Source organism: Brucella anthropi ATCC 49188 (assembly GCF_000017405.1).
GTDB classification, from domain to species: domain Bacteria; phylum Pseudomonadota; class Alphaproteobacteria; order Rhizobiales; family Rhizobiaceae; genus Brucella; species Brucella anthropi.
On sequence record NC_009668.1, the window covers coordinates 1,721,871 to 1,744,003 of the forward strand.

Here is a 22,133-nt window from a genome sequence, read left to right on the forward strand (position 1 = left end):
CATGATAGAAAACGGATACAAACTTCACAAAAATGGCGATGGTACGTGGTCGGTGATTGACGCTTTCAAGGGTAATCCGATCACGTTCGAAGGCAAGCTGCAGATCGCATTGAACGAAGAAGAGGCAAAGCGGGTTCTCGACTGTCTCAACAGACAGAATCTCGAACGCCACCCCGAAGACGGCAGCGGACGATTACCTTGATCCCTCAGCGCGCTTGAAACACGAAGTGATCAAATGGGGCTATCTTAAATAGTCTGGAAGCGTATCGTCGATGCTTCGGAAAGGAGAAGGAGATGCCGCTCTTCAACGAAGCGAGCCGCATTTATAAGCCAGAAGAAGTGAACTTCATGCGCAGCTGCTTTTCCAACGCCGCGATCATTCTTGAAGAAAGCGACAGGGAATATGCTGCGACTGACCTTTCGTCTGCAATCGTTATGCTTTACCAGAACGGGCTGAGGGATTTGAACTACATCGCGGAACTGGCGTCGCGACTTGCTCACAAGAAATATATGGAGCGTCACCCTGATACGCCCGTCGCAGCGACTGTGAACGTTCTGCCCGGTTCGAAGGCTCCTTCCTGAATTCCGAACCGAACTAGGGTTTGCGGGTTAGTTGCAATCAGGAATTCTGCTCAGCACCTATAAACTTGTTAAAGCGGCTATCCTCCGTTTCTTCGTAGAGAAAAGCCAGCTTTCTATCGTCAAAGATGGCGAAGAAATCATCCCAATTGATTTCCTCCAGATTCTGGTCTTTTTCTGCGAAATCGATACGCAATAGACCGCCTTCACTACCGGTTTCCACCATTGCGGGCCGCCCATTTCGGTCTTCAACCCACTGGCGGATCTCATCGTGGTCACGTGTGATCTGAGCCATGGTTCTACCCTTCCGCTTTAAATTTCTTTGCTTCTTCAAGCAATTTTTGTCGATCTCTTCCAAAACGCTCGATCAACTGCCGAGCCTGCAGCGGAGAAATATCCGAGTTCTCGGCCAGGAACTTGATGTCTTCATCATCCGTCAGTGGGGTAGTTGATTTCTCGTTCATGATTGATCCTCATTTCTGGTGAGCGGGCGCCTGCACCGGCTGGTCGCCGCCCGTGCCGGTCTCTGGTCGGTCATTTTCTACCGGCGGCTTGGTCTTCTGGTCGGCGGAACCTATGGCGGGAGGTGTCTGGATGCCTTGCTTTTGCGTTACCGATCCACCACCGGTCAGGCTCCACCCGAGAAGGAGAAGGAGCAGAACTGCCACTATGACTAATACGAAGCGCGGAAAATATCGGAGCGCTCGCGGCGAAGCCTGTCTCTCCCCTCGTTCACGTTCTGATCGCTTGTTCATGACCACATCCATGAGACTATAAAATATCCGATGACAACCACGGCAATGATGAACCACCAGACCATGTAGGCTGGACCTTCACGCATCTGCGTAGTTTTTCTTGCGGATCGCGCATTCTCTTTCGGTGGCCATGCGCGCAGGCCGGACGCATGACTGGAAGCATTGCTGTCATCGGGTTTTACCGGAGCCGCTAACGGCCGTGTCCCGTGATCTTCAGCCGGTTGAGCGCTGCCGCCAGCCTCTGCATCTGTTTCCATTGGCGCTACCGCAGGATCAAAGCCGGGAACCTTGTCGCCGGCTTCACCCCGTTGGATCGCGCCTCTTGCGCGAGCGCCAGAGCTTTTATCCGGTGGAACTGTTTTCATCATTATGGGCCTCTAAGCTCCAACCATGAGGAAAACCAATTGTTCCGCAGAATTTCATTGCTTCAACCTTGCCATTTCCCGCTCCATCATTCGGGGCTCCTTCACTCAATGAAACAATCCGAGGTTTGAAAGGTTGGGCCGCCGTCTCAATAAACGGAGGTTTCCATGAAACACGATCCGAAAACCGGCACCACCGATCAGAAGCCGAAATGGGAAGGCCCGCCGGAAAACCGGCCTCGTGGTTACGAACCCGCTGACGACGATCCCGCAAAGAAACGCGATGCCGCGGGGCACAATCTTGCCGATCCTGACCGCAAAAACCTTGCTGATGCGTTGAGTGAACCCAAGCACACCAGGAGAAAGGGAGGTGGAAAATGACAGTGTCTTCCCTTCCTCCCCTCAAAGCTATCGCGCTCAATGCCACCTTGAAGCGAAGTGCAGACCAGAATCCATCTTCGACCGACAGGATGCTACATTATCTCGATACACATCTTGTTCCTTATGGCGTGCAAACGGAGCATGTGCGGCTGAGTGAATTCAACATCGAACCCGGCGTTACATCGCGCGAAAGCGAAGACGACGAGTGGCCGGCACTCAGAACCAAAATCCTCGATGCGGATATTCTTATTTTCGGCACGCCGATCTGGCTCGGTCAACCATCAAGCATCTGCAAGCGCGTGCTGGAACGTATGGATGCATTTCTTTCAGAGACCGATGATGCCAACCGAATGCCGTCTTACGGGCATGTCGCCGTCGCGGCAGTGGTTGGGAACGAGGACGGGGCACATTTCGTGTCATCCCAGCTCTATCAGGCGTTGAACGATGTGGGCTTCACCCTGCCTGCCAACGGCGTAACCTACTGGGTGGGCGAGGCGATGCAATCAACCAATTTCGTCGATCTGGGAGAGGTACCCGAAACAGTCGTTTCCGCTACCAAAATACTGGCTGCCAATTGCGTACATCTGGCACGATTGTTGAAGGCCGCTCCTTATCCCGGTTCAGAATAACAGGAGGGTGGCGCGCAAAGCATTGTCGGCTGGCCCGGATTGACCGGCCCGGGTGATGGATGTTCAGGTATAGGAAGGGGCGGTATCTGTTCAGGTTCGTCGGGACTGAACGGCCCCTTATCTGGTTGCGGAATGGTCTCCGGCGGCTCAACCGGAATGCCTTCAGGTTCATTTTCAGGAATTTCCGGCGGGTCGGACGCTGCCCCGGAACCCGCAGATAAAGCGATCGTCCACCATTCAGCGATATAGATTTTCACTGGTCCCTCCCTTGTCCAAAGCAGGTTAAGTCCGATCTGGTTTGCCGTAAGCCTTGCGCAATTCTTCCTTGGCGGTTTCCAGCACTTGTTTGCGCGTTTCCGGCAAGTTCTTGCCAGCGCGGTTGATGTAGAAGGTCAGCATGGACATGGCCGAGCGAAACGGTTCCGCCTTGCGTTTGTGGCTCTTGTCAGCCGAGCGTTTCAGGGAAGCTGCGATTTCCTTCGGATCATCCTGCTCGAACACATGCGGTTCGATATCTAACGCGTCGCTGTGTTCGGTCACGTCGGCTGACCATTTCTTTGCCTGGACCATATCAAAACTCCTCTGTTGCAAGTTTCGATAACCGTCGAGGGCAGTTCATGTTCCCCTTTCACTGCTCTGCAGCCGTGACCCAGGATTACGCGCAGCTTCGCAAAGCTTCCTGCTCTTATGGAACAAAGTATCTGCCAGCTTGTTCCGGACCATTATTAACCACCCGGGTCTTCGCAATGGAGAAAGTACAATGTTCAATACTGACCCTTCAAACTGCGGGTTGCTCTTTTTCAACAAAGATCGAGTCGGCGCGGGCGAACCGTCCCAGCGCGAAACACGGGACCATCAAGCACGCCCGACGCATGAGCAGTCCAACGCACCCGGCAATCCACACCAGCCCCAACCGAACGATCCGCAAAAGAACTTCGATTTTGACGACCCCAATGGCGCGCGTCCGAATGACCTTGCCAATCCCGGTCCGCGTGTAATGAGACGCGAACGCAGCGATCGAGACTGACCGACCCCTTACAGGAGATGTAAGATGCCTGCGAAATCCAAAGCACAACAACAGGCTGCCGGCGCGGCCTTGGCTGCAAAACGTGGAGACAAATCAAAAAGTCAACTACGTGGAGCATCCAGGGAAATGGCCAAGTCCATGAGTGAGAAAGAGCTCGAAAAATTGGCCTCCACCAGACAGAAGGACAAGCCGGAGCATAAGTCGAAGTCCTGACAAAACGGACAGGAAATAACGATGATTATCCTGAAGTGGCTTGCCGTCATCATGTTCGCCGCCGCATTGTTCGGGCTGGGAACCCTGTTCATCACGTCGGACAAGGGGGACGTCTCTCCAGAAAGTCCCACCCAACCGTCCAGCTCCCCGACGCAACCCTGATCGCGACTGCTCGCCTGTTTTTTTCGATCGCGCGAAACAAAATTATTCCTAGCGGGTTAGGTGCGCCGTCGTCGCAATTTTCAACCGCACGACAAGAACAGTTCATAACCACAAGGAGGAGCCGGAAATGGCCAGCACCAAGCAACGCAATCTCGATGACCTATTCTACGACACGCTCAAGGACATTTATTATGCGGAGCGTAAGATATTGAAAACGCTTCCCAAAATGTCCCGAGCGGCCACTGATGAAAAGCTCAAGAACGCGTTCGAAAAGCACCGGGAACAAACCGAAGGACATGTCGAACGTTTGCAGCAATGCTTCGAGATTCTCGGTAAGCGTGCGCAAGGCAAGACCTGTGATGCCATTGAAGGTATTATCGCTGAAGGGGAAGAGATCATCGAAGAGTTTTCGAATAGTCCCGCCCTTGATGCCGGTTTGATATCTGCGGCCCAGGCGGTCGAACATTACGAAATCACGCGTTACGGCACATTGAAGCGTTGGGCCGAAACCCTGGGCCACAAGGATGTGGCGAAACTCCTCGACCAGACCCTGCAGGAAGAAGGTCAGACCGATAAGGACCTGACGAAACTCGCGGAGTCCTCTGCCAATCCCCGTGCGGAAGCCGCCTGAGCGCAGACTTTTCAAGACCGCTAGCGAGGTGATGACATGGAAAGTGCCCTATTCCGGGGTGATCCTACGGGAAAAATTCGTGTCGTTTGCCAGTCTTCTGACAGTCCTCACAATGTAGCCAGCGTGGAAGCGTTGGCTGCCCGCCTACGTTCGCTGACCGGCAGGCAATTGCGGCCCACCCTGCAAAGCTTTGACGAGAACAACGAAACGTTTTTCGTACCGACTTTTGCTCTGGTCCGCCAGGACGGGCACCCCGAAATGAGCATTGAGAACTTCTACGGCGGCATCGTTCACCACGGTTTTATGGCAACGAAACTCGTTACCCATCCACACTGGCACGACGATGACAATTTGCCGGAAGGTTGGGCAGGAAACTTTGCAGCTTGTTTACAGGATTGTGTTCTACCCGGCTTTTCGGTCTTTTCACATGGCCATGCACTGGATGCCGCTGGTGCCCTGCTAAAAAAGCACAAGGTTCGATTCAAAAATCCCTATGCGTCCGGCGGCAAAGACCAGACCGTCATCGAAACCGTTCGCGCCCTCGACGGATTTCTGGAAACCGTATCTGATCGCGAAATTGCGAACGGGCTCGTCGTCGAAGAGGACGTTGAAAACTCTACCACCTATTCCGTAGGACAGGTCCAGATCGAAGATCACATCGGAAGCTATCTAGGCCGTCAATATACTTCGCACGACGAGGACGGGAGTAAAGTTTATGCGGGTAGCCGTTTGCGTGTGGTGCGCGGCGGCTGGGACGCTCTGCTTCACCAAGTCCAATCGCCCGTTGCACGCAGGATCGTAGAGAATGCCAGACGTTACGATGAAGCAGCTCTTCAACATCTCGGTCTCGTTGCGTCGCGCAGAAACTACGACGTTCTTGTCGGGCCGATAACGGAAAATGGCGTCCGCTGCGGCGTATTGGAACAATCATGGCGTGTGGGAGGTGCCTCCCCTGCCGAAGTTCTGGCATTGGAAAAACTGGCGCAGGACGAAACTGTTACCGCCGTACAGGCAGTATTGCGCGAGAGCTATGGTCAGCCATCTACATTCAACGAGGACGATTTCGTCGTTTACGTCGGCGACGACGATTTCGGACGACCTCTCCACAAATATGCGCGAATAGAGAAAATCTATCATGATCCGTAACGCCACCGCCGTCAGCGTCGACCAGCACGAACTGGCCGCGACTGTCATCTCTCCGGATACCACCATTCCGGGCGTTCTATTTCTGCACGGTTGGGCCGGTAGCCAAGAACGCGATATCGAAAGAGCAAATGCGATATCCTCGCTCGGTTGTGTTTGTCTTACCTTCGACATGCGCGGCCATGGGGAATTGCTGTCCAGCAACAAAACCGTAACGCGCGGTGAAAATCTTGACGATGCTATTGCTGCATATGACCGGCTGGCCAGCTTCAAAATGGTCGAAGACGGTTCGATTGTGGTCATAGGAAGCAGCTATGGAGGGTATCTCGCGACATTGCTGACCGAATTTCGGCCCGTCCGTTGGCTGGCATTAAGAGCCCCGGCACTTTATCGTGACCAGCTTTGGCAAGTCCCTAAAGCACGGCTCGACCGCAGTGACCTGCAATCCTATCGTTCGACACTCGTAAAGTTTGATGATAACCGCGCACTTCGACAGGCCCGAGAATTTCTTGGCGATGTACTGCTGGTCGAGTCCGAACACGACATCATCGTCCCACATCCCACGGTCGCAAGTTATCAAACTGCCTTCATCAATTCTCAATCGTTGACCGTTCGGATGATAGGTGGCGCGGATCACGCACTTACCGGAGACCATCATCAAAAGGTCTACAATCAGCTTTTGACCCGTTGGATCAGAGAAATGGTTCTCGGAGCACGCTAACGGAACAATGTAAGGGTTCATTGGTTGGGACAGTCCCTCAGAAACAAGGGAGCCAACGATGAAACGGTCTATTCGAAATCTCGCAGGCGCAGCCTTCTTGCTGCTCGCACCAGCGGCGTTTGCCCAAACTACACCTACTGAAGAACCTCAGACTCCCGCAGTTACCACGCCCGGAGAGAAAAATCCGAAGGCACCGGTGCCTGGGCAGAACAGTTTTACCGAGGATCAGGCAAAGGAACGCCTGACCGAAGAGGGGTTCAGCAACATTATGAATCTTCAACTCGGCGAAGATGGCATCTGGCGCGCCGAAGCCGCGCGTGACGGTCAGCCTGTCAAAGTTCTTCTCGACTTTCAGGGAAACATCACCACGCAGTGACCGGTTGTAGTCGCAACACCATAAAGGAGATGAAAATGGCTTATATCACGGGTCTATTCGACAATCACGACGAAGCCGTCGATGCCGTTAGAGCGCTCGAAGAAGCCGGGATTCCGGCTGAAAATATCAGCCTGATTTCGAATAACACAGATGGTCGATATGCAGGCGAGGCCCTGAAGGACGAAGAGAGCGCAGTCACAGGTGCTGAAACCGGCGCCGGTCTTGGTGCAGTAGCAGGCGGTGGTGCCGGGCTGTTGACCGGGCTGGGCCTGCTATCCATACCGGGTGTCGGTCCGGTCGTGGCGGGCGGTTGGCTCACCGCCACACTGGTCGGACTGGTCGGCGGAGCGACTGCCGGCGGCGTCGCAGGCGGTATTGTGGGCGCTCTCGTGGAAACCGGCGTGCCCGAAGAAGAGGCGCAGGCCTATAGCGAAGCCATTCGCCGTGGCAGTACTCTGGTTGCCGTTCGTTGCGATGAGACGGAGCGAGAGAAGGTCGAAGCTATTCTTGATGATTGGGCGCGGGTCAATATCGGCCAAAGACGCGATGCTTATATCGAAGAAGGATGGGAGAGCTTCAATGCGTCGGGCGCGCCCTACACTGCGGACGAAATTGAACGCGAACGTCAGCGCTGGGGCTAGGCGGATTGACTATGAAAGAAGTAGATCCGCGCAAGGCCCGTCAAGGTTTGAATGGACGGCGTATTCTAATGATACTCATTTCCAGCCTGATACTGGCCGTGATTGTCTGGGGCGCAGTCGAATTTTACGGGAAAATGCGCCCCGGTCGCGGTTTCATGGATGACAATAGCAAGCCGCCTGCATCCACGGAATCACAGACGCCGCCTTCGGCAACAGGTCGGCGATGACAGTACCAGCAATCACCCGTCGCCAACAGAATCTTGAACAAGTCTGCGCGGAAGCGCGGACTTGTCGGCGTTGTGAGCTCTATCAAAATGCAACACAGACGGTTTTTGGCGAAGGGCGCACCGGCGCCCGAGTTTTCTTTGTTGCCGAACAACCTGGCGACAAGGAGGATATTGGAGGAAGGCCCTTGATTGGCCCTGCAGGTCGGCTCTTCGATGCCTGCCTAAACGAAGTCGGTATCAAACGCGAGCGATGCTATATTACCAATGCGGTAAAACACTTTCGACATACACAGCGCGGTAAAAGACGCATTCACCAGCGCCCGTCAACCAGCCACATTGAAGCTTGTCGCTGGTGGCTCCAGCAGGAAATTGAACTGGTTGAACCCCACATCATCGTTGCGCTGGGCGCAGTTGCCGCCCGTTCCCTTTTCGGAAAGCCGATGAAAATCGCAGCGATACGCGGCATCCCTCTCGAGTTCGAGAACCACCTTATCCTTGTGACGATCCACCCATCCTACCTGCTACGCTTACGTGCCCAGAGCGGCTTTGATCGCGAACGGGCGATGTTTCTCAAAGAACTGGCCAAAGTCGCGGAGTTCGAGCGCGCCGCCGAAACGTGAAGTTTATTACAGTCGTTTTCCCGGAACATCATTTGCTCTGTCTTGTTAGGCTTATGTCACGCGCGACAAATTCCACTCCCAACAATCAATGGTCTAAAACCACTGAAAGGAAAGAGAATGGCACAGAACCACACGCAAGGTGGCACACACGAACAACACGTGAAAGCCGGCCAGCAAAGCCACAAGAACGATGGCAAGCATGCGAGCAGCGGAGGCGGCGACAAGCAACAGCAGCAGACGTCTTCCCGTGGGGGAACCCATGAGCAGCATGTAAAGGCAGGTCAACAGAGCCATAAGAATTCGTAATTCAAAGGGGCGGCCTCGTGCCGCCCCATTCTCAAACCGGACTTTTGTTCGGAAAGGCTAAGACGATGTCTTTCAAGCCAAATCCCGACTACATGCTGGAGCCGGAACATCTCGTTGAGATGATACCGGCTTTGCGCGCGTTTTCCCGCACATTTTACCGTCAGAAAGAAGATGCTGAGGATCTTGTTCAGGAAACATTGTTGAAAGCACTGGCCAATCGAGAAAAATACGTTCCCTATTCGCCCCTGAAATCCTGGCTTTTCACCATCATGCGCAACACGTTCTGCACGCGTATTCGCATCCAGAACCGTGAAGCACCGGGCGTGAGCGAGTGCGTTTCACCCATAGCTTCAGTCAAAGCCTCGCAGGAGCTGACGCTCGAGGCGCACGACGTGCAAACAGCAATGGAAACCCTGCCTCACAAATATCGCCGCGTTCTGGCATTGGTAGTGTTGGAGGGCAAAAGCTATGAACGAACGGCCCAGCTTTGCGATTGCTCGATCGGAACGGTGAAAAGCCGCCTGCATCGCGCTCGTCATAAGCTCCACGATATCGTGGAACGCGCCTAGATGATGTTATCCAGGCATTTGCATTCGCAAAATCGCGTTGTGGTTCGTGATGTGAAATCAGCACGAGACATCTTGTCATTCGGTTTCAGACATGGCCAACTGTTTGTAATGATTAGATCTAGCGATGATACAATGCGTTTATTCTCAGGAAAGCGTATTTTGGTTTTTGAAGATGGTTTTCTGCTTTCAGAGGAAGCAGGAGCCTGTCTGACGAAGGCTGGCGCTGTCGTTCTCGGTCCGGTAAACACGGCTTATCAAGCACTGTATTATCTGGAACGTGAGAGGGTAGACGCTGTTGTTATGGATGTCACTCTGGAACCGGAAGCGGTGCTTCCGGTTGTCGCCGAACTGGAACAGAGCGCCATACCCTTCATATTCGCCCTATCAGACAACCCCATCCTGGACAGCCTGGGCTTCGCAGGATTTGTACTCAGCGCGCGCCACAGAGATCTGTCCACAATAGCGGAAGCATTGTTTCTTCATCGTAACGTGGAACATTAAAGTCCTCCCAAATCGATTGATCACTGTTTCTCCTTCAAATGCTTCCGAACGCCTGGAACACGCAGCGTATTTCGTTGTTAGGGCGACAGGGTGAAAAGGAAGGACAAGCCGATATGGAAAGCCAATATCCCAAGCCACCATTCGAAACAAAGCAGCAACCGATGCCGGGCATAACCAATAAGATGAATCCGAAACCGGATCACGGCGAAACAACCTATAGCGGTTCGGGGAAACTGAAGGGGTTGAGGGCAATCATTACTGGAGGAGACAGCGGCATTGGTCGTGCGGTTGCGATTGCATTTGCACGGGAAGGCGCGGATATCCTGATTGCTTATCTGGAAGAGGATGAGGATGCACTGGAAACCAAAGCGCTTATCGAGAAAGACGGTCGAAAAGCCGTCTTGATGAAATGCGATATCCAGCATGCCCAAACCTGTCGCGACCTGATTGATCGTGCGGTAGGTGAACTAGGCGGAATCGATATTCTAGTGAACAACGCAGCTCATCAGGCAAGTTTCTCCGAACTCGGTGACATCAGCGACGAAGAATGGGAGCTAACATTTCGCGTCAATATTCATGCGATGTTTTATCTGACGAAAGCCGCCCTTTCTCATATGAGACCCGGCGCTACGATCATCAATACGGCTTCCATCAATTCAGATATGCCGAATCCAACTCTTCTGGCCTATGCGACGACAAAGGGTGCGATCCAGAATTTTACCGCTGGGTTGGCCCAGCTTCTTGCAGAAAAGGGGATCCGTGCCAATGCGGTCGCGCCCGGCCCGGTTTGGACCCCACTCATACCGTCGACCCTTCCTGATGAAGCAGTACGTAATTTTGGCAGACAGACGCCAATGAAAAGACCGGCCCAACCAGCGGAACTCGCTTCCGCATATGTCATGCTGGCAGACCCGCTATCGAGTTTCACGTCCGGCGCTACAATAGCAGTCACTGGCGGCAAGCCGATTTTGTGATGCGTACTCGTTCGCTTTGCGGCCATGGCTCCATTGCATTGTTATTTTCGTGGATCAATCAGCGCTATACCGAATTCCGGTCGATAGGTCCGCACCATAGTGCTGGTATTTTCCTTAATCATTACTTCGAGCGTCGGCCGCACCAAGGCTTCAATCAGGTGCCCGCCTTTCGCCTCACCGTTACGCATTCCCAAAACCACATGCAAATGAAGAATCGGACTGCCCTCTTCGCCCAGAGCGCAATCACCCAGCAAGCTGAGTACCTCGCACTGCTCGTCAAGTTCGATCCGGTGATAGTCTTGTCGCTCAAGGTCGAAAAATCCAAGCGTAGCGCGTCGGAAAGCTCCAATCGCGGTCACCGAGGCTGCCGTTAAATCCCTTTTCTGGACAAACCGGGTAAGTGTCGCGACCACCGCTTCTTCCGGAGCGAGAATGACGACGAAGATCCGCTGCCCCGCTCCTTCTCCCAACAGTTTGAATTGCATTATCTGTGCCTCCTGTTTTCGGGTTTTGAAGATGCAACCAATAGCGGGACAAAAAGTTTCAGCTTGCCGTCAAAGGAAAATTCGGTCGCAACTCATTTCCAGATTTGTCTGCTACCGTACCAAAAATCATTTGCCGGATCAGAGTGTTATAGAACCCCAACCGTCAAAGAGAGTTGGGGGGCACAACGGCGAATAGCTGGTACTTTGCCCGAAGTAGCACAGATGTACGACGAATCTAAACTGCACAACCGCCTGTTGAAGAGCCTGCCTCCAGATATTCTCAATAGTATTTGTTCGTCCCTGGAACCTGTCACGCTTGAGCGTGGTCAAGTTATTGTCAGGGCCAATCAATCGATCGACTATCTATACTTTCTTTGCGGCGGGATCAGTTCGGTCATCGCCGTATCGACCAGAGGTCAGCTGGCAGAGGCTGGCATGGTCGGACGCGAAGGGTTTTCACCAACGTCAGGAGCGGTTGGCGCTACAACCAGCATTCATGAAATTATCATGCAAGTCAGCGGCTATGGTCATCGGATTGCCGTCAGTGCTGCACGAGAGGAAATCAATCGCAACAGCGTGTTTGCCAGTTTGTTGGCCCGTTACATTCAGACTTTTGCCTCACAGGTTTCTTATACTGTCTGGGCCAACGTAAACTTGCATGTTCACGAGCGGCTGGCGCGCTGGCTCTTGATGTCACATGATCGAGTTGACGGGGATGAAATTATCCTGACCCACGACTTCATCGCTCTCATGCTCGGTGTAAGACGCCCCAGCATTACGACAGGACTTCACCTACTGGAAGGCAAAAAACTGGTGCGATCAGAGCGAGGCCGCATCACAATACGTGACCGTAGGGGTCTCGAAGAATTTGCTGGCGAAGCCTACGGAAAACCCGAAGAAGAATATAGCCAGCTTTTCGGCGCTCAAAACTAGACGTCACCGACAGGTTCAAATCCCTGCATCAGCCGCACGTATTCCTTTTCCGGCCAGCCATAGGCATCTCGAGCATAGCGTTCCAGCCCGTGACGATTACGAATAAAGACAACTCCTCGTTCAGACTTGATCAAGCCCAATCCTTCAAGAACATGAAGAGAATTCGTGACACTTGGCCGACGAACTGCAAGCATTATCGACAGGAACTCGTGAGTGATTGCTATTTCTTTGCCTAATATTCGGTCATCACACATCAGCAACCATCGGGCCAATCGTTGCGTGACTTCATGAATGGCATTCGAGACGGCGGTATAGGCAAGCTGAACGGAAAACGCCTCGATAGAGCGGATCATGATCCTGGAAAAACTGCGGCTTTCGTCCATCCACCGCCGAAACTTCTCATAAGGCAGTTCATAACCTTGCGCAGCAACCTGAACCAGGACGTCATAAGAACTGTTTTCGACACCAGCGATTGCAGACGTTGGAATATACCCATCGAAGCCGAAAATTCCCGCTTCTGCACGTTTTCCTTCGGCGGTCGTCACAATAACCGAGCCGATACCTGTCGTAAGAAAATAAACTTTCGCGATCGGTTTCCCCGTTTCTGCAAGCACCGTCCCACGCGGAAGTTCCACATAAGTAGTTTCCTGGATAAGGGCTTCATAATCGGAAGGCGGAAGCAAAGCCAAAAGTTTGTTAGCAATGGCATTCTGTGGAGGAAACGGCATTTCGTGATCCTCATTCCATCATCATGAAGTGGAAACACCGCGGAAGGATGGTTGGTTCCGAGAAGCAATCGGTAAACGCTTTTTTCGGTACGCTACCGCACCAATGCGAAAGAACAGGTTTTAAGACTATCTAAGTCCAGTAAACAGCGTATCATTGAAGCTTCGTTTCTTGATGGAGGCTGACATGCCGTTATTTAATGAAGCCAGCAGAATTTATTCATCAGTTGAAGTTAATTTCATGCGTAGTTGTTTTGCTCAATCTGCAATAATTCTCGAAGAAAGTGACCGTTCTTATTCGGCCACTGAGCTCGCAGAGTGCATAATACGACTATATGAAAGCGGCTTGCGTGATCTTAATTACATTTCAGAGCTAGCTGCAAGGCTCGCTCACTCACGATTTGAGATCCGGCATCACGATTTCGCGGCCAACACCAATCACTCGCAGAAATTCGTTTAAGCTATCGTTTCCGAAGACTCTTTTCAGCCGGATACAAGTCGCTTTCGAGTTGCGCTCTTGCTCTGTTAAGCCTGCTCTTGATCGTTCCGACCGTGCAGCCTGCCGCCATCGCAGCCTTTTCGTAACTCAGCCCGCGAAATATCACTAGGTCAAGAACGCTCTTATATGCCGGCGACAGTTTACAGAAAGCCTCCCCGACATCCTGCAATTCCATGGCCCAATCCTGTGATGGGTTGATTGTCGGTCCCTCCCAATCCTCAATTGCATCTTCGCGGCGGGATCTCTTGATCCTGGTGCAGAATGTGTTCTTCATGATCGTGAACAGCCAGGATTTGAGCGATCCATAGGGGACGAACTTATCGCGATTGCACAGAGCTTTTAATAGCGTTTCCTGAACAAGATCCTCTACGTCGGAACGCTGGTGGTACATCGTTCTGGCGAACTGATGAAGCGCAGGTCCAAGTGCCAGCAACTCTTCTTCGAACTCGGATATCGAGGGCATGTGTCTCCTCCTTCCCCAGGTAAGGTAAGGCCCAGCCAGCCAGTTAGTTCCTCCGCAAGGTCTGTCTGTACGATAGCGTACGGTTGTGAAGCGGAGCGCGATGAACGTGGGAATCACAGCCGTATTCGGCTTCGCTCGTCGCTGAAACCTCGGGTATTTCAATCTGGAACGAAAGCAATTCTGGCGGGTTCGGCATATTTGGCAGGAGTTTGGCAAATGACTATGGAAACCCAAGTCGTTTCGATGGAAGACGATGAAGCTTATTCGGTTCAGTTTTTTGACGATGAAGGAACTGCCGTTTCTGTCTACTTCCAGAACCCGCAGCATGTTCACTTGTCAACAGCCGACGCGGTGAACGAAGCAACGACGCGGATGTTGCGTCTGCTTGAGGGAGCCTGTGGGCAAATCGTCGTAGAAAGACTTGAAGGATAACATGTCTCTGGAAACCGGGCTTCTACGCGGAGATTTGCGAGGCGGCTGCATGCATCTATGCATAGACATGCAGAATCTTTTCGGACCTGCTTCGCCTTGGCACGTGCCATGGATTGAAGCGATCTTGCCCAATATCGTGGATATCTGCTCCCAGCGCAGTGAAGAAACGATCTTTACCCGCTTTATACCTCCAAGGTCACCCGACGCTGCCCTGGGAGCATGGAGAGGTTATTACCGCAAGTGGGAAACCCTTACTCTCAATCGTATCGATCCGTCATTCATCGACCTCGTGGACCCGCTAGGAGATTTTTCGCCGCCTGCTGTTGTACTCGATAAGACTGTTTACTCCCCCTGGACCGAAGGCTTCCTCCAGCGATATCTGCACAAAAGGCGCGTTCATACTTTAATCGTTAGCGGAGCGGAGACCGATCTTTGTGTTCTCGCAACACTATTGGGCGCCGTAGATCGCGGATATCGGGTGATCATTGTCCACGATGCAGTATGCAGCGTTTTCGATCAAACCCACGACGCAATTATCTCTCTTTGTCACCAACGATTTAGTGAGCAATTGGAACTCGTCTGCACGGATGAGCTGATCGACTCCTGGCGATAAGACTTGGCAAACCACGGAACTTTCAAATTGATGAAGGGTTTGACCTGCTCCCCTTACCCCTTATTGTCCGCGATTATAAGCTCGCCATGGAAAATGGTACACCGGGATGACGCTTTGGTCATTAAAATTGCGGACGGCTTCACGCAGACGGTGAGAACAGTCGCAGATGCCGAGAATATATTGCTGTCTCAATGGAATAGGTTCAAACTAGATAGTCTCAGCGTCGCTATCACGGTCTGCCTTTTATGCACGCACGACATTGGGAGTACCGAAGACGCAAGACTTGCTTTCGAAATGCCGCTTCGATGTCAAGAATTCTGGCTTAACTCTTTGGCTGAGCATGACCTTTCAGAATCCATCTCAAAGCGACCTAAACACGTCAGATATCCATCTGTCAGCCGTTTAATAAAGCTCATGACGCGGGGGACTAGAATTAAGCATTCCTGAGCCAACTAAGTAGAGTCAAAAAGACGACCTTCACCCTGCAACTGGCGAAGAGGGGCAGAGAATTTCGCAACAAACCCTTCGGTTCCATAGTCAGCGTCAACCTCACCGGCGCCTAACAGTCCCATTTTTATGAGCTTGGAACCAAACCCGGTCTTAGTTGGCGCGATAACAGGTGGCCCGCCAAATTCAGCCCAACGCAACGAGAAAACTGCATCATCCTGTTTTTTTGACACAGCTACTTCCAACAGCACATGACCCTCATTGTTTGAAAGAGCGCCATATTTGATCGCATTGGTGGTCAGTTCGTGAATTAGAAGCGACAGCGTTGAAGCTCCTTTAGGGCCGATCAGCACATCCGGTCCGCTTATCTGTACGCGATCCGCCACCGCCAGCGCGTTTGTTATTCCGCTCACAATCTGACGAAGCGAACCTTCGGAGCTTTTGCCCAATCGTAACACATCGTGTGCATTTCCGAGTGCAAACAGGCGTCTGGTAAAGGTGTTGATCACTTCTTCATCAGCATTGTTATTGAAAGTCTGACCAGCAATCGCCGCTACTATGCTAAAGGTATTTTTGATCCGATGAGCGAGTTCGGCATTCAGTATGCGAGCATGTTTTTCCGCTTCAACCTTTGTCGTGGTCTCGATGACAGTATCCATCATGCCGGCTATTTGTCCCCGTTCATTATAAATCGGGCTATAGCAGAAGGTAAAATAACATTGCTCGGGGTATCCGTGCCGATCGATGACCAAGGGAAAGTCTTCAATGAAGATGGCTTCACCCGCATAGGCCTTCTGGACCATCGGTTGAATTTCATCCCAAGCCTCGGCCCAAATATCGCGGAATGAAGCTCCCATGCAGTTCTCTTTCTCACCGAGAATCTGTCGGAAGGCATCGTTATAAATCGTGGTGAATTCCGGTCCCCAGATAATGGCCTTTGGGAAATGCGAAGCCAGCATCATCTGAACCGCGGTTATCAGAGAGGTGGGCCAGTTTTCTGGCTTTCCGATTGGATTGCTGTTCCAATCCAACATCCGGATTTCATCGGCCGACTGTCCACGCGCATGCAAGAAAAGCACTGCACTATCCATAAATTTTTCCATACCGGTATGCGGAAGATTCAAAGGCGACCAAGGAAAAACATATTGGATTCAAAGCGTAAATGCCAGGCGAATGTTACTCATGAGACTTCGCAACAAAAAGGCGACCTCGTGGACCGCCTTTTCATATCTCTGAGATAATGCTTGTCAAAACTTGTAAGCTACACCTAAACGAACGTCATGTGTTTTGAACTTGTCTTCGACACTTACATCCGTGCCAAAATCAAAGTCCTTCTTACCATAATCAGTGTAGCGATATTCAAGGCGCAGAATGAGGTTGTCAGTAGCAGCGTAGTCCACACCCGCACCGGCCGTCCAGCCAGTATAGGTTTTGCTTTGCGATACGCTGATTTCATCCACACCGTCCGTTGCTGAAAGCGTGTTTTTCACACTACCGAATGCAACCCCGCCCGCGATATAGGGCATGAAGCGATCAAATGCGACACCGGCCCGTGCGCGAACAGCACCCGACCACCGCAACTTGCTCTCAAGGTCACCAGCAATATCTCCGTCAGTAGCGCTGTAGTTGTCCTTTAGATTATTATAGGTGATATCGCCGTCGACACCGAGAATGAAGTTATTGCCGACATCAAAGTTATAACCGGCATAAAGACCACCGAGAAAACCGTCCGGTTTCACACGGAAAGCATCTTCGAATTCCGATTTTCCCCACCCGTAGCCGATCTGCCCACCAATATAAGCGCCAGTCCAGCTAAAAATAGGTTCAGCAACGATTACCGGCGCAGGCTCCTCAACGATAGCGTCAGCAGCTTTCGCACCCGTTGTAGCAATAAGAGCAACAGTTGACGCCAAAAGAAGAGACTTAATTTTCATGGCATTTCTCCGTGACCTAATAGCCTAAGGTTATTTCGCTATTTAAAAGATAACTCATAGATGAAATATGTCTGTAGTATTAATGTCACAACCAGATCGAGAGCCGACATTTCGCCACCTACTGTTAAAAGCAGTTAATTAAGTCTTTCCGCTAACCTAAAACATGTTGATCTAGCCATCATGATGACCAATGGCGTTCTGTGCCTGCCAATCCATAACCGCATCGTGCCGCGAGATCGCGAACCGTCAACAGCCATCGTCATCCGTTGGTCAGCTCTTTTCCGCATCGATGAAAAGTAGCCATTTCAAAGTGCGACGCTCGGCATCGCTAAGTTCGGGCGCAACTAGCCGGATAGCTCCAGCGGCATCGATCTGCGAGCCAAGTTTTCCGGCCAGCCAGTGTTCGGGGATGGCAGGATGTATGTAAGACTGCCGGCATACCGTTCTTGTATTGCCGAGCATGTGCGCAACCTTATCGATTGCGCTATTAAGCCTTTGCTTTTGCGCCCTGTCACTGTCAGGCAAATCGAGACAGCGTAGCAACTCAAGGGCAGTTGCCGTTGCAGCCCAAGTTCGAAAATGCTTCGACGTGAAATCGGACCGCATAGTCACTCGCAGATAGTCATTTATATCCTGAGAGGAGACGGGACAGCGATCACCCGCCCCGTCAATATATTGAAATAACTGCTGCCCAGGCAGTTCCTGTATGGAGCGTATGATACGCGCAATTCGTTTATCGGAAAGCTTGAGACTCCACATTTTGCCCGATTTGCCAGTAAATGCGAGCCGCAATCCGCCACGCTCATCCCGCAAATGCCGATTGCGAAGCGTAGTGACCCCAAAGCTCTTGTTGTCACGTGCATAATCTGGATTTCCGACCCGCAGCAATAGTCGATCCATCAGCCAGATGACGGTCGCAACGACCTTTTCACGACAGAGCGAGCGTCGCCGCATATCGATATCGACCACTTTGCGCAGTCGGCTGAGTGCACCGGCGAAATCTGGCAGACTTGAAAATTTGGTTTCCTCCTGCATCGCCATCCACGCGGAGTGATAACGATATTGCTTTCTTCCGCGCGTATCACGCCCGGTTGCCTGTATATGTCCGCGCTGATCGCAACATATCCAGACATCGTTCCAAGCAGGCGGAATGGCAAGCTTAGCAATCCTGTTTCGATCCGCGACTGAAATCGCCTTTTTGTCAAACCGAACATAACGAAACCCGGCTCCACAACGCAGGCGCCTAATTCCCGGCGCGGTGTCGCTGACATGGACCAACCCATGAGCAGCATTGTTTTGTAGCAGCGGAACAGCGGAAGACTTTTTAAGCAATTTGCAACCCCAGTCGTACTTTCCTTGCCGAATAACCACTACAAACCACAACAGGTTCCCAGACGGAAAAAATCTAATCGGGAACTATCGGGCTTCAAACAGGTTATCCTGTTCTTCCGGAGGATCAGTTCGTGCCCCACGCTTTCTGGAAAGGCTATCTCAAACTCTCGCTCGTCACCTGTGCAGTGGAGCTGACACCTGCGACCAGCGAAAGCGAGAAAGTGCGCTTCCACACCCTGAATGTTGAGACCGGCAACCGAGTGATCAGCCGATACGTGGATTCGGTTACGCACAAGCCAGTGCGGGATGATGACGAGGTCAAAGGGTTCGATAAAGGTGACGGAAGTTATGTCATTCTTGAAGAGGATGAGCTGGAGGCTGTGGCGCTTGAGAGCACAAGAACTATAGACATCGACAAGTTCGTACCGAGGGACAGTATCGGCTGGATCTGGTACGACAAGCCGCATTATCTCGCGCCTTCCGACAAGGTGGGCCAAGAAGCCTTTTCCGTCATCCGGGAGGCAATGGTTAAAAGCGCAGTCTTCGGTCTGGCCCGGCTTGTCATGTACCGACGCGAAAGAGCAGTGCTTCTCGAACCGCGCGGTCGCGGAATTGTTTTGTGGACGTTGCGTTTCGGCGATGAAGTGCGGAATGCCACCGACTACTTTTCCACTATTGAAGATAGCAAACCCGACAAGAAGCTTCTTTCCATGGTCCGCAGGCTCATCAAGGGCAAGACAGAAGATTGGAAACCCGATTTTCTTCAGGACCCAATGCAGAAGAACCTTCAGTCGATGATTGCTGCAAAGAAGAAAAAGAAAACGGCATCGGTATCGAAGCCGCGCAAGACGGCACCTGAAACCGAAGGCAATGTTATCAACATCATGGATGCCCTACGAAAAAGCCTTGCCGGTGAAAATACAAAAAGCTGATGCGAAGAGTTCTGCCTATTTCTTCAGCTTAGGCAGCGGCGTTTCCGCGCTGCGAAAATCCTGCCAGGGATCGCTATTCAATGCGGCCAGCCGGTTCGGCGTGTTGACAATAGTAAAATGGGCGGGGCCTATTGCTGACGTCACTTCGTCCCACCCAAGCGGCATGGAAACTGCAGCACCAGGACGTGCCCGCGGCGAATAGGGTGCTACAGCAGTCATGCCGCGCTGATTGCGCAGATAATCAATAAGAATTTTGCCTTTGCGCTTGGCCTTGGAAATCGTCGAAACATAGCGATCAGGACTGTCTGCAGCCATCTGGTCGGCAATAGCCTTTGTAAAGCTCTTGAGGGCGTCCCAGTCGACCTTCGGCTTCAATGGCGCGACCACATGTAGTCCCTTGCCACCGGACGTTTTAACAAACGTCTTCAATCCGAGTTTTTCCAGACGTTCCTTGGTCTCGATTGCGGCTTCGATCACGCGCGACCATGGAACGCCCTCACCCGGATCGAGATCCATTGTCAACGTATCCGGTAGCTCCCAATTTTTGAGCGTAGAACCCCAGGGGTGAATTTCCAGCGTCGCGGCTTGCACCAGACCGATCAGCCCGTTGAAGTCCCGAATGCTGATATAAGGCTCCTCTTCCTTGTTCTCTGGATCTTGAACTTCGATAATATGTTCATTCAACCCCTTCCACGCGTGCCTTTGAAAGAAGTGTTCTCCGTCAATTCCGGTTGGGCAGCGTAACAATGCCAGGGGGCGGTTGACGATGAAAGGTTCGATGCTGGACCAGATAGCGGAATAATAATCTGCGAGACCCTGTTTTGTGACACCTTCGCCCGGCCAGTAAACCCGGTCGGGATGTGTGAGCTTCACGTCGATCTCCTCGGGGCCTTTACTGGAAATACGGGGTGACATGGTTTGCTTCTCCCATATGACGTCCTTGGCAGCCTTATCGTCTCGTACCCCCCTGAAGGACGCGTGACGCAATCGCTTATCGGCAGTCCAGGCACGAAATTCGATTTCCGCTACCAGCAGCGGTGTAACGAACTTGGCTCCGCGCCTTTCATCTGCCGTCAGCGGCACGGCGAATGGGCTCCCTCCCTGCCGCATGGCTTGCAGCCGTTTGTAAAGTTCTTTTGCAATCCTGACCGAAAAGCCTGTTCCCACCCGGCCTACGGGAACCAGCCCCTTCTTATCCTGTACACCCAAAAGGAGCGAACCGATTGCCGCTCGCGTTACCGTCGACGGAACATAGCCTGCAATGACGAATTCCTGTCGTCCAATGCATTTCGACTTACGCCAATCGTTGCTGCGACCGCTTCTATAAGATGCCTCCCTGAGCTTCGACACAATGCCCTCAAGGCCAAGTCCGCAGGCATTCTTCAGTACCGCAGCCCCATCGGCATCAAAGGCCTCGCTGAAGCGAAGTGTTGACGATGATGCAGAAATTAATTTTTCGAGCAGCGTTTTGCGCTCAACCAGAGGCGTCTGGCGAAGGTCTTTGCCATCAACATGCAGTAGATCGAAAAGGTAATAAACGAATCGATCAGAACGTCCCTCCCTTAGATCCTCTTGCAAAGCTGAAAAGTCAGACAGTCCCGACTGGCTTTCGACAACGATCTCCCCATCAAATATGGCTTCGTTCACGCTCGTACCAACAAGATCTCTGGCAATCTGCTGGCCAAATTTTTCAGTCCAATCCAGTCCCCCACGCGAATAAAGGGCGACCTTGCCCCCCGCAATATGAGCCTGGATGCGATAACCGTCGAACTTGATCTCGTGAAGCCAGCGGTTTCCATCTGGAGCAACTGATACGAGCGTAGCGAGCTCAGGTTTGACGAAACTCGGCATCGGTCGCTTCTTCGCATTTTTGATATTTGCGCCCCCACCATCCCCTTGAGCGTTCGACTTTTTGTTGATCGAACCAGTTTTCGATGACCATCCTGGCGCTTCGTGTTCGACATCGGCGATGGCGCGGCCGGTTTTTACCGATTTCGGCATCTCTACAAGAATGTCAGGTTCATCAGGATTTCTGGAAAATTCGTCCTCCCCCTTGATGAGGAGCCAATTCTCTCGCTTCTCGTCTGGCTTTCCGTGCATCCGGATCAAATGCCAGCGACCTTTGAGTTTTTCCCCTGTGAGCTCGAACTCAAGATGCCCTTTCTTGTATTGCTGATGTGCATCAGCAGTGGATTTCCAACGCCCTGTATCCCAGACGATAACTGTACCACCACCGTACTTGCCTTTAGGGATCGTGCCTTCGAAGTCCGCATATTCAAGCGGATGGTCCTCCACATGCACGGCCAGTCGCTTTTCGCCAGGAACAAGGCTTGGACCTCGCGTCACAGCCCAACTTTTCAGCACGCCATCCATCTCAAGGCGAAAATCATAATGCAGTCTGCGAGCATCATGTTTTTGCACGACAAAGAGCTCGCGTTTTGTGCGCGAAGACTTACCGCGCGGCTCGTTAGTCAGGGTAAAATCGCGTTTCCTGCGATAGGTTTCGAGTGACTGTCCCATG

General features: G+C 52.2%; 35 protein-coding genes. 23 read left to right on the forward strand and 12 right to left on the reverse strand.

Features of this window, described 5'->3' with window-relative positions; all coding sequences use genetic code 11:
• Window position 1: 1 nt before the first annotated feature.
• Together OANT_RS22105 and OANT_RS22110 are read left to right on the forward strand one after the other, a co-directional pair.
• Window positions 2-202, forward strand: a complete 201-nt coding sequence (locus OANT_RS22105) for a hypothetical protein (protein WP_036588034.1) — start codon at window positions 2-4, stop codon at window positions 200-202.
• Window positions 203-294: 92 nt separating this feature from the next.
• Window positions 295-582 carry a hypothetical protein gene (locus tag OANT_RS22110; RefSeq protein ID WP_012093573.1) on the forward strand — a complete coding sequence of 96 codons (288 nt, stop codon included), beginning with the start codon at window positions 295-297 and terminating at the stop codon, window positions 580-582.
• A gap of 37 nt (window positions 583-619) precedes the next feature.
• Here the strand turns inward: OANT_RS22110 and OANT_RS22115 are convergent, their stop codons facing one another.
• Both OANT_RS22115 and OANT_RS26945 read right to left on the reverse strand, forming a co-directional pair.
• Entirely contained in the window at window positions 620-874 is a 255-nt protein-coding gene (locus tag OANT_RS22115) for a hypothetical protein (protein WP_012093574.1), read from the reverse strand.
• 4 nt (window positions 875-878) lie between these two features.
• Window positions 879-1,043 carry a hypothetical protein gene (locus OANT_RS26945; protein ID WP_086000501.1) on the reverse strand — a complete coding sequence of 55 codons (165 nt, stop codon included), beginning with the start codon at window positions 1,041-1,043 and terminating at the stop codon, window positions 879-881.
• Between the two features lie 18 nt (window positions 1,044-1,061).
• On the opposite strand from OANT_RS26945, the gene OANT_RS26790 reads away from it, so the two are divergent.
• Complete coding sequence (locus OANT_RS26790) at window positions 1,062-1,256, forward strand: hypothetical protein (RefSeq protein ID WP_155269254.1); 195 nt, start codon at window positions 1,062-1,064, stop codon at window positions 1,254-1,256.
• A 74-nt stretch (window positions 1,257-1,330) separates the two neighbouring features.
• On the opposite strand, the gene OANT_RS22125 is transcribed toward OANT_RS26790, so the two are convergent.
• Window positions 1,331-1,702: a hypothetical protein gene (locus OANT_RS22125; protein ID WP_012093576.1), complete on the reverse strand. Its 372-nt coding sequence runs from the start codon at window positions 1,700-1,702 to the stop codon at window positions 1,331-1,333.
• Between the two features lie 162 nt (window positions 1,703-1,864).
• Between OANT_RS22125 and OANT_RS22130 the strand changes: the two genes are divergently transcribed.
• Both OANT_RS22130 and OANT_RS22135 read left to right on the forward strand, forming a co-directional pair.
• On the forward strand, window positions 1,865-2,077 hold the full coding sequence (locus OANT_RS22130; RefSeq protein ID WP_012093577.1) for a hypothetical protein: 213 nt from the start codon (window positions 1,865-1,867) through the stop codon (window positions 2,075-2,077).
• Window positions 2,074-2,706 (forward strand): flavodoxin family protein, encoded by a 633-nt coding sequence (locus OANT_RS22135; protein ID WP_012093578.1) that lies wholly within the window; start codon window positions 2,074-2,076, stop codon window positions 2,704-2,706. The genes OANT_RS22130 and OANT_RS22135 overlap by 4 nt, the downstream gene beginning before the upstream one ends.
• On the opposite strand, the gene OANT_RS25885 is transcribed toward OANT_RS22135, so the two are convergent.
• Window positions 2,688-2,963: a hypothetical protein gene (locus tag OANT_RS25885; RefSeq protein WP_012093579.1), complete on the reverse strand. Its 276-nt coding sequence runs from the start codon at window positions 2,961-2,963 to the stop codon at window positions 2,688-2,690. The two genes, OANT_RS22135 and OANT_RS25885, sit on opposite strands and share 19 nt — an antisense overlap.
• Window positions 2,964-2,988: 25 nt before the next feature.
• A complete protein-coding gene (locus OANT_RS22140; RefSeq protein WP_012093580.1) occupies window positions 2,989-3,276 on the reverse strand; it encodes a DUF3175 domain-containing protein in 288 nt (95 codons plus the stop codon).
• Window positions 3,277-3,466: 190 nt separating this feature from the next.
• Here OANT_RS22140 and OANT_RS22145 point away from each other — a divergent pair, with 190 nt between their 5' ends.
• From OANT_RS22145 to OANT_RS22205, 14 genes are all read left to right on the forward strand, one after another.
• Entirely contained in the window at window positions 3,467-3,733 is a 267-nt protein-coding gene (locus OANT_RS22145) for a hypothetical protein (protein WP_036588037.1), read from the forward strand.
• A gap of 24 nt (window positions 3,734-3,757) precedes the next feature.
• On the forward strand, window positions 3,758-3,946 hold the full coding sequence (locus OANT_RS22150) for a DUF3008 family protein (protein WP_012093581.1): 189 nt from the start codon (window positions 3,758-3,760) through the stop codon (window positions 3,944-3,946).
• 21 nt (window positions 3,947-3,967) lie between these two features.
• The gene (locus tag OANT_RS26795; RefSeq protein ID WP_155269255.1) at window positions 3,968-4,108 is read left to right on the forward strand and encodes a hypothetical protein; all 141 of its coding nucleotides are present in this window, start codon (window positions 3,968-3,970) and stop codon (window positions 4,106-4,108) included.
• A gap of 127 nt (window positions 4,109-4,235) precedes the next feature.
• Complete coding sequence (locus OANT_RS22155; protein WP_012093582.1) at window positions 4,236-4,739, forward strand: YciE/YciF ferroxidase family protein; 504 nt, start codon at window positions 4,236-4,238, stop codon at window positions 4,737-4,739.
• A 36-nt stretch (window positions 4,740-4,775) separates the two neighbouring features.
• Window positions 4,776-5,885 (forward strand): DUF3182 family protein, encoded by a 1,110-nt coding sequence (locus OANT_RS22160; protein ID WP_012093583.1) that lies wholly within the window; start codon window positions 4,776-4,778, stop codon window positions 5,883-5,885.
• Window positions 5,875-6,603 (forward strand): alpha/beta hydrolase family protein, encoded by a 729-nt coding sequence (locus OANT_RS22165; RefSeq protein ID WP_012093584.1) that lies wholly within the window; start codon window positions 5,875-5,877, stop codon window positions 6,601-6,603. The genes OANT_RS22160 and OANT_RS22165 overlap by 11 nt, the downstream gene beginning before the upstream one ends.
• A 58-nt stretch (window positions 6,604-6,661) precedes the next feature.
• Window positions 6,662-6,979 carry a PepSY domain-containing protein gene (locus OANT_RS22170; RefSeq protein ID WP_012093585.1) on the forward strand — a complete coding sequence of 106 codons (318 nt, stop codon included), beginning with the start codon at window positions 6,662-6,664 and terminating at the stop codon, window positions 6,977-6,979.
• A gap of 35 nt (window positions 6,980-7,014) precedes the next feature.
• Window positions 7,015-7,620: a hypothetical protein gene (locus OANT_RS22175; RefSeq protein WP_012093586.1), complete on the forward strand. Its 606-nt coding sequence runs from the start codon at window positions 7,015-7,017 to the stop codon at window positions 7,618-7,620.
• A gap of 11 nt (window positions 7,621-7,631) precedes the next feature.
• Window positions 7,632-7,847, forward strand: coding sequence for a hypothetical protein (locus OANT_RS22180; protein ID WP_036588045.1), 216 nt, complete (start codon window positions 7,632-7,634; stop codon window positions 7,845-7,847).
• Window positions 7,844-8,467 (forward strand): UdgX family uracil-DNA binding protein, encoded by a 624-nt coding sequence (locus tag OANT_RS22185; protein ID WP_012093587.1) that lies wholly within the window; start codon window positions 7,844-7,846, stop codon window positions 8,465-8,467. Before OANT_RS22180 ends, OANT_RS22185 begins: the two co-directional genes overlap by 4 nt.
• Before the next feature lie 117 nt (window positions 8,468-8,584).
• Window positions 8,585-8,773, forward strand: a complete 189-nt coding sequence (locus OANT_RS25890; protein WP_080514361.1) for a hypothetical protein — start codon at window positions 8,585-8,587, stop codon at window positions 8,771-8,773.
• A 65-nt stretch (window positions 8,774-8,838) separates the two neighbouring features.
• Window positions 8,839-9,342 carry an RNA polymerase sigma factor gene (locus OANT_RS22195; RefSeq protein ID WP_043061987.1) on the forward strand — a complete coding sequence of 168 codons (504 nt, stop codon included), beginning with the start codon at window positions 8,839-8,841 and terminating at the stop codon, window positions 9,340-9,342.
• Window positions 9,343-9,843, forward strand: coding sequence for a response regulator (locus OANT_RS22200; RefSeq protein WP_235823034.1), 501 nt, complete (start codon window positions 9,343-9,345; stop codon window positions 9,841-9,843).
• Between the two features lie 113 nt (window positions 9,844-9,956).
• Window positions 9,957-10,817: an SDR family oxidoreductase gene (locus OANT_RS22205; protein ID WP_036588051.1), complete on the forward strand. Its 861-nt coding sequence runs from the start codon at window positions 9,957-9,959 to the stop codon at window positions 10,815-10,817.
• A gap of 41 nt (window positions 10,818-10,858) precedes the next feature.
• Here OANT_RS22205 and OANT_RS22210 read toward each other — a convergent pair whose 3' ends face one another.
• Entirely contained in the window at window positions 10,859-11,302 is a 444-nt protein-coding gene (locus OANT_RS22210; RefSeq protein WP_012093592.1) for a PPC domain-containing DNA-binding protein, read from the reverse strand.
• 222 nt (window positions 11,303-11,524) lie between these two features.
• Here OANT_RS22210 and OANT_RS22215 point away from each other — a divergent pair, with 222 nt between their 5' ends.
• Window positions 11,525-12,235: a Crp/Fnr family transcriptional regulator gene (locus OANT_RS22215; RefSeq protein WP_012093593.1), complete on the forward strand. Its 711-nt coding sequence runs from the start codon at window positions 11,525-11,527 to the stop codon at window positions 12,233-12,235.
• Here the strand turns inward: OANT_RS22215 and OANT_RS22220 are convergent.
• Window positions 12,232-12,963 carry a Crp/Fnr family transcriptional regulator gene (locus OANT_RS22220; RefSeq protein WP_012093594.1) on the reverse strand — a complete coding sequence of 244 codons (732 nt, stop codon included), beginning with the start codon at window positions 12,961-12,963 and terminating at the stop codon, window positions 12,232-12,234. The two genes, OANT_RS22215 and OANT_RS22220, sit on opposite strands and share 4 nt — an antisense overlap.
• 458 nt (window positions 12,964-13,421) lie before the next feature.
• Complete coding sequence (locus tag OANT_RS22230) at window positions 13,422-13,922, reverse strand: sigma-70 family RNA polymerase sigma factor (RefSeq protein ID WP_012093596.1); 501 nt, start codon at window positions 13,920-13,922, stop codon at window positions 13,422-13,424.
• 216 nt (window positions 13,923-14,138) lie between these two features.
• On the opposite strand from OANT_RS22230, the gene OANT_RS22235 reads away from it, so the two are divergent.
• Together OANT_RS22235 and OANT_RS22240 are read left to right on the forward strand one after the other, a co-directional pair.
• The gene (locus OANT_RS22235; RefSeq protein WP_125301828.1) at window positions 14,139-14,354 is read left to right on the forward strand and encodes a hypothetical protein; all 216 of its coding nucleotides are present in this window, start codon (window positions 14,139-14,141) and stop codon (window positions 14,352-14,354) included.
• 1 nt (window position 14,355) lies between these two features.
• On the forward strand, window positions 14,356-14,967 hold the full coding sequence (locus OANT_RS22240) for a cysteine hydrolase family protein (RefSeq protein ID WP_012093597.1): 612 nt from the start codon (window positions 14,356-14,358) through the stop codon (window positions 14,965-14,967).
• Between the two features lie 452 nt (window positions 14,968-15,419).
• On the opposite strand, the gene OANT_RS22250 is transcribed toward OANT_RS22240, so the two are convergent.
• From OANT_RS22250 to OANT_RS22260, 3 genes are all read right to left on the reverse strand, one after another.
• Complete coding sequence (locus tag OANT_RS22250; RefSeq protein ID WP_036588059.1) at window positions 15,420-16,505, reverse strand: PAS domain-containing HWE histidine kinase family protein; 1,086 nt, start codon at window positions 16,503-16,505, stop codon at window positions 15,420-15,422.
• 156 nt (window positions 16,506-16,661) lie between these two features.
• The gene (locus OANT_RS22255; RefSeq protein ID WP_012093599.1) at window positions 16,662-17,348 is read right to left on the reverse strand and encodes an outer membrane protein; all 687 of its coding nucleotides are present in this window, start codon (window positions 17,346-17,348) and stop codon (window positions 16,662-16,664) included.
• A 270-nt stretch (window positions 17,349-17,618) separates the two neighbouring features.
• On the reverse strand, window positions 17,619-18,731 hold the full coding sequence (locus tag OANT_RS22260) for a DNA topoisomerase IB (protein ID WP_012093600.1): 1,113 nt from the start codon (window positions 18,729-18,731) through the stop codon (window positions 17,619-17,621).
• Between the two features lie 80 nt (window positions 18,732-18,811).
• On the opposite strand from OANT_RS22260, the gene ku reads away from it, so the two are divergent.
• A complete protein-coding gene (gene ku / locus OANT_RS22265; RefSeq protein WP_012093601.1) occupies window positions 18,812-19,612 on the forward strand; it encodes a non-homologous end joining protein Ku in 801 nt (266 codons plus the stop codon).
• Window positions 19,613-19,627: 15 nt separating this feature from the next.
• Here ku and ligD read toward each other — a convergent pair whose 3' ends face one another.
• On the reverse strand, window positions 19,628-22,132 hold the full coding sequence (gene ligD, locus OANT_RS22270) for a DNA ligase D (RefSeq protein WP_012093602.1): 2,505 nt from the start codon (window positions 22,130-22,132) through the stop codon (window positions 19,628-19,630).
• Window position 22,133 lies beyond the last annotated feature (1 nt).